9 protein-coding genes are annotated in these 6,000 nt (G+C 43.2%); 5 read left to right on the top strand and 4 right to left on the bottom strand.

Features of this window, described 5'->3' with window-relative positions; translation table 11 throughout:
* The 5 genes from B9T16_RS10100 to B9T16_RS10080 all read left to right on the top strand — a co-directional run.
* A partial coding sequence (locus B9T16_RS10100) for a hypothetical protein (RefSeq protein ID WP_410244676.1) occupies nucleotides 1-193 on the top strand: 193 nt, incomplete at its 5' end.
* Nucleotides 147-419 carry a tetratricopeptide repeat protein gene (locus B9T16_RS10095; protein WP_231851953.1) on the top strand — a complete coding sequence of 91 codons (273 nt, stop codon included), beginning with the start codon at nucleotides 147-149 and terminating at the stop codon, nucleotides 417-419. The genes B9T16_RS10100 and B9T16_RS10095, both read left to right, overlap by 47 nt.
* Nucleotides 420-431: 12 nt before the next feature.
* The gene (gene tadA, locus B9T16_RS10090; RefSeq protein ID WP_014276021.1) at nucleotides 432-905 is read left to right on the top strand and encodes a tRNA adenosine(34) deaminase TadA; all 474 of its coding nucleotides are present in this window, start codon (nucleotides 432-434) and stop codon (nucleotides 903-905) included.
* A gap of 100 nt (nucleotides 906-1,005) precedes the next feature.
* Entirely contained in the window at nucleotides 1,006-1,710 is a 705-nt protein-coding gene (locus tag B9T16_RS10085) for a lysophospholipid acyltransferase family protein (protein WP_035735634.1), read from the top strand.
* 5 nt (nucleotides 1,711-1,715) lie between these two features.
* A complete protein-coding gene (locus B9T16_RS10080) occupies nucleotides 1,716-2,081 on the top strand; it encodes a hypothetical protein (RefSeq protein ID WP_006619967.1) in 366 nt (121 codons plus the stop codon).
* Nucleotides 2,082-2,215: 134 nt separating this feature from the next.
* On the opposite strand, the gene B9T16_RS10075 is transcribed toward B9T16_RS10080, so the two are convergent.
* The 4 genes from B9T16_RS10075 to B9T16_RS10060 form a co-directional block, all read right to left on the bottom strand.
* Nucleotides 2,216-3,064, bottom strand: coding sequence for a hypothetical protein (locus B9T16_RS10075; RefSeq protein WP_410223034.1), 849 nt, complete (start codon nucleotides 3,062-3,064; stop codon nucleotides 2,216-2,218).
* 285 nt (nucleotides 3,065-3,349) lie between these two features.
* Nucleotides 3,350-3,856 carry a hypothetical protein gene (locus tag B9T16_RS10070; RefSeq protein ID WP_231851954.1) on the bottom strand — a complete coding sequence of 169 codons (507 nt, stop codon included), beginning with the start codon at nucleotides 3,854-3,856 and terminating at the stop codon, nucleotides 3,350-3,352.
* A 133-nt stretch (nucleotides 3,857-3,989) separates the two neighbouring features.
* The gene (locus B9T16_RS10065; RefSeq protein ID WP_006619966.1) at nucleotides 3,990-4,421 is read right to left on the bottom strand and encodes a hypothetical protein; all 432 of its coding nucleotides are present in this window, start codon (nucleotides 4,419-4,421) and stop codon (nucleotides 3,990-3,992) included.
* A gap of 488 nt (nucleotides 4,422-4,909) precedes the next feature.
* On the bottom strand, nucleotides 4,910-5,998 hold the full coding sequence (locus B9T16_RS10060) for a helix-turn-helix domain-containing protein (protein WP_410244675.1): 1,089 nt from the start codon (nucleotides 5,996-5,998) through the stop codon (nucleotides 4,910-4,912).
* Nucleotides 5,999-6,000 lie beyond the last annotated feature (2 nt).

Raw genomic sequence — 6,000 nt, 5'->3', positions numbered from 1 at the left:
GCCTTATATCTTAATCCCCCCAACCAGGCTGAAATTCAAACCCATCTACAGGAAGTCCAGGACAAACAGCGCCACCGGACGGTTAGACGAAGCGATCGCTCATTTTAAACAGTCCATCACCATTGACCCAGAATTTGAAGAGGGTTATGATGCTCTCAGGCAGGCGATCGCAAAAAAAAAAGGTAGCCTCTAAAACCGATCCGATTTCTCATTATCGGCATTTACTCCAAGCCAGTCCCAACAACCCTGATCTACATCAGGAGTTGGGACAGCTTTTGCATAGCCAGGGTCAAACCCAATTAGCGATCGCCCATTATCAAAAAGCCATAGACCTTCAGCCAGGACCCGTTCACCTGTGGTTTTATCGCAATTTGGGAGAAGCCATGTTAACTACTGATCAACATTTTAGGCTACCTTAGCCAGAGTTTCCCATGCAGCCAACCTACACCACCCATAGTCATTGGATGCAACAGGCCTTAAAACTAGGCGCAGCAGCCGGAGAAGCCGGAGAAGTCCCCGTTGGTGCCCTCATTGTCAATCAACAGGGAAAACTCATTGCCCAGGGAGAAAATCGCCGAGAACGCGATCCGGACCCCACCGCCCATGCTGAAATTATAGCATTGCGCCAAGCCAGTCAGGTATTAGGAGATTGGCATTTAAACACCTGCACCCTATATGTCACCCTAGAACCCTGTCCCATGTGTGCAGGAGCCATTCTCCAAGCTAGGATAGGTTTATTGGTCTATGGTGTCGATGACCCCAAAACTGGCAGCATTCGCACCGTTTGCAATCTTCCAGACAGTCCCGCCTCCTATCATCGTCTCCCTGTCCTTGGGGGTATTCTCGAATCATCCTGTCGCCAACAACTGCAATCCTGGTTTGCTCAACATCGCGCTAATATGTAACCATTGAGACAATCTAATAACTGTCATCCTCTCCCATGACAGCAGGGGGTTAGAGGATTTACCTTAGACTTATAGAGTTTAGAAATCACAAATCATGATCATGGTAACAGTTGAATCGATTAAACCCTTGTCTAATTCACCTCCATCTACCCAGACTAAATCCTCTGATGTCGCACATTGGTTAACTTCTATCGTTTATCCCCTGGGACGCTATGGGGTTCTTCCCTTCTATTTTAAAAAAATTACCGTCACCGGACAGGAGAATTTACCCAAAGACAGTCCCCTAATTTTAGCACCCACCCATAGATCCCGTTGGGATGCTTTTATTGTACCATTTGCAGCAGGTCCTTATGTCACCGGACGAGATTGCCGGTTTATGGTAACTGCTGATGAAATGAAAGGACTGCAAGGGTGGTTTATTCGCCAAATTGGAGGGTTTGCGGTTAATCAAAAACATCCGGCGATCGCCAGTCTTCGATATGGCGTTGATTTACTACGTCAGGGAGAAATGTTAGTCATTTTTCCAGAAGCTGGCATTTTTAGGGATAATCAAATTCACCCCCTCAAAGCCGGATTAGGTCGTTTGGCAATTCAGGCTGAATCACACTATCCTAATTTAGGAGTTAAGATTGTGCCTATATCTATCCATTACAGTCCCAATATTCCCCATTGGCGGTCTGAGGTTAACGTCACAATTGGGAAACCCCTAGAAGTCAAAGAATATGCCACCGGTTCAGCCAAAAAAGAATCTATCAGGTTGATGTCAGACTTAAATCAGGGTTTAATCGATATTGATAGTTTCTAGTATATATGAATAATTTACCTCAATTTAACTCCGGTCAAATTGTAGCTATTGATGCTCAAAATACCTCTGTTTATGCCGAAGTGATTCAAGTGGTTATGGTGCGCCGAGTCTGTTGGGTGCGTCCCTTAATCCTCGTCGAATTTACCACAGAAAATCAGCCCATTTGCTATCATTTGCGAGACAGTGCTGATTTGATTTGGCCCTTGGAGTTATTTAGGGTAGCTTTGGATACAGAAGTAATACCTTTTTTAGTCGCATTAAATCCCCCAGAACAAAAGCCGGAAATGTTACCCAGAAACCATCAACTTTTTCGAGAGTTTATTTCCCAAATTTGGCTCAATCATTCCCAGGTTTTTCGGGAAGTTAGATAAAGATTCCCTTTTCTCTTGACAAATCCTAGGAATTGACTTATACTTATATCATGGGAGAATGTGGCGGCATATATATGGCTTTCCTTGAAGGAACCGAAGACCTCCACCACCAGATTAATCTAGTAGTTGTATATTTAACTCCTCCAACGTCTCCGAATTTTCATCAATAGTAATAGTATTAGGTAAAAGTTGCCGAAACGTTGGTTAAGATGCCAATTTAGAGTTTCATCTGTATCAACACTGACACGGATATTAGTAGAAAAATTGCGCCTACCCCAAAAATATTGCAGACCCAAACTCGAAGACCTATCTAAATCCCCACTCCCCAATAATGTCAATCCCCGCAAAAGTCTCCAGTTGAGACTATACCAAGTTCTCTCAAAATCACTATTAAAAGTTGCATAAAATTGTCGAGAGTCCCAAACTATATCAGTAGTAATATTAACATCATCCCCCAGAAAGCCAGAAACCCCAACCCGCAAAGGTGTTCCTTTCGGTTGATAAAAAACTTCCGCCAAACCACGGGTAGATGAATCATAAATCCCACCTAAACCCACGGTTAAATCTTCGGTTATTCCCCAACGTTGAGAAACTCCGGCATTAAATTCGGTAAATTCTCCCCAGAAGTCATCACCTCGATTAAAACGACGCTGTAACCCTCCAGAAATTACCAATGCTGACGCGCCTTGAGGTAATTGTTCTGGTAGAATGGTAAACCTAGCTTCTTCTATTTTGGGTTCACTAATGAGAGAGCCGCCAGGGTAAAGTAAAACATAGTAATTTCTGCCAACCTGTCTACCTACAGGAACATTATTAAAACGGTAAAAGCCAGAATTATCGACAAACTGTTCTGCTATGACCTCCCCACGATAACGACTCGAAACCAGTTGTGCTAAAGTTCCTGGTTCAGCATTACCTGTTACTGTGGCGGTAACTTGTTCGGGTTGCAAACGTTGACTAGGGTTGGCGGCACCACTACCCAATAATGAACTAGGGGAATATCCCCGCCTTTGAATGGTGGTAAATCCCCAAAAGTCACCTGTAGTCCTTTGGTCTCGCCAAAATCTCCGTTGAGAACCTAAAAAATAATCGCTATATTCAGTTTGGCGGATGATTTGAAATTCGGATAATCGCCAGGTTTCGCTGTCGGTTATGTCTCCCTGATTAAGCGTGAGAAACCAACTACTATCTAAAACTGTTCCGACGGCGGATAGGCGACCTGTGTTGTTCAGGTCAACACCTTGGTTTTTGGTAAGATTAACCCGCTGTTATATTATACCAGTGTTAAAGTTGGGGGGGGAAATTTCTGGCAATCCTTCTAAAATTACTGGCGGTCTTTCCCGGCTGCTTCTTCTCCCCCTTCTGACTTCGGGGACCTCAAAAATAATTGCATATTCCCGAAAACTAAATTCTGATTTGATATCAAATAAGTCTTGAATATCTTGCACGGAAAGGACTAACCCTAATTCGGGGTCGTTGCGAATTTCATCGAGGTTAAGGCGGACAATTTTAAAGGGCGATCGCAATTCGACTTCATTATCTGATATAACTGTAGATGTAAACTTTATGACCTGCAAAACTTCACCATAAGGAATTAGCCAATTCCCAAAATTTATCACCTCATTATCCGTTACTGACCCGCGCACAAATACCCCAGTTTTAAAATTGCGCCTACCAGCATTTAAGCCAATCATAAAAATCGTGAATTCCGGTGATTCTGGGGTGATTTCCTCTGTGATGTCTGGGACAAGCAGATTGTATCCACAAATTTTCAACAGCCATCAGGGTAAACAACTGCCCCAAAATAAACACTTATAAATATTTGGCATAACTCAGTGTTAAAACTGCCTTAATTGCCGTCAAATTATGGCAGTATTTTACTGATAATATACTCCATTCATCACCATGTTAAGGAACGGCTAATGTTACGCTGAATGGGATTTTGTTATTCCGGTTTACTCCCCAAGCCAAATTCCCATAAAGTTTATAATCTCCCGGTTCAAGGGGTTGATTAGAATTGATATTAACCAAACGTTCTTTTTCCGCAATCACCGTAGTATCTACACCACGACCACTCTGGATTTCCTGATTTCCTTGAGAAATTACCCATTCTGGTTGCACAATCACACTGGCTTGTCCACTATTACGAACCAATAAATGTAAACGATTCGATTCGGGATTATAGCGAACATTAACAATATCTAAATCGTGATAAATATCTCCCTTGCGAACATAGACTGCTACCCCAATTTGGGGAACAATAGTCGTCCTTAATACAAAATTTCTGGTTTCATCTGTTTGTTCCTCAATGATGGCTTCTAAATTTTCGGTAATTAGCATTGCTCGATATTCTCCGTCGGGTCAACTCGGTCGCATATCAAGCAGATGTTGCATTGTGCAGTAAAAAACTGATTAATTTATTTACTGGCAAGGGTTTCAGCTTTTTTTAAATCAAACGCCCTTTTTACGGTTGCACTTGACCATCTGGGAAAACTCGGATGTTAACTGGGTTAAAGAAAAGAAGGCAGATTAGACGATCGCCCGCCTAGAACATTCTCTATTGATGGGATGTGTGGCAAAATCAGGGTCAGAATTAGGGATGTTGGGGATTCTGAATCAAAAAGCCCGTCTTAGTTGACTTCCCCGCAACCGAGACTCCCGTAACAGAACAACATCACAGGGATGATGCCTTTTTTAAGCCTTCCCAAACTATCCCTAGTGTTAGGGGTAGTTTAGGAGTGCTTTTGACTAGACCCTGAAGCAAGCTAACAATGTTATTGAAAGCTCTAACGATTGGCGATATGGCGATGTTTATATCGCATCTGAAACTAAGATATCATACTTTTTCTCATTTTTATATCCGATTTGTGCAACTTTTTCAGGGTTGAGGGGTATTCTCCAAAATAACGATGGAATTGTTCGGAAAATCGGCCCATGTGGGAGAAGCCGTAGGCGGTGGCGATCGCATAAATGGTGCTGGGGTTTGCACTACGTCCGCAAAGTTCTTCCCGGACGGCGTTTAGTTTGCGGGCGCGAATATATTGCTGTACCCCTACCCCGGTAATTTCCTTGAAGGCGTATTGTAGGGATCTCAGGGAGATGCCAAGCTGTTGACATAACTCCTCATTGGTAAGGTTTTGGCGTAAATTATTGTCGATGATCGCCTGTACTGTTTCAAAGATCCAATACCGTCGAGAGGGTTTGAAAATTTGGCGATCGCCACGCTGTTCAAAGGTATAGTCTAATAATTCCCGAAACTGACACAAAAATTTTTCTCGCAACAGTGCCGCTTCCTGGGGAGTCAAAAGACCTCGACGATACAGACATTCAGCCCTAGGAAACCACTGCTGCATAAATCTGGTGAAGTTGGCAAACCTAATGGGGTGGACGGTCAAAACTGCTTGATTGGGGTCCTGGCTATTTTCCCAAAATTTCTCTGGTAGTAAATCCAGGTTGGCGAGGAGTTCATCATTGAAACAAATATATACACCATGCCAACCCGGAGGTAAACTTGATGTGTATTCGATTTGGCTGCGATGAACGGCGATCGCATTACCAATGGGGTCTGTATAGCCCATCCAAGACAATAGGGGATGATGGGGATACAAGCCCAGGGAAAAATGGGTTTCTCCTTCGGGAATTACATGGTGATCGCTAAACAGATTTTCTGTGAAGAAATGCGCTATTTCTATCCCCGGAAAAGCTACTTCTCGATGTTCGAGCCTAAATACTCCTTCTCCTAAATGGAACCCTTCTATCCAGGCGGGTAACACTTCACTCTGGGAGTCTACCGCCAAGGCTCGGCGAGCCTTGTACTCGGCACACATGGGCTTATACAAGTCTATACGGTTGACCATAATCAGTTTCAATATATCAGGATTAGCTGCAACAACCAAGAATAATAATTGATGATACAACT

It is taken from the genome of Arthrospira sp. PCC 8006 (assembly GCF_046480465.1).
GTDB lineage: Bacteria > Cyanobacteriota > Cyanobacteriia > Cyanobacteriales > Microcoleaceae > Limnospira > Limnospira platensis.
Note: the sequence above shows the minus strand (reverse complement) of the source record. Positions and strands in the feature narration are given on the sequence as shown.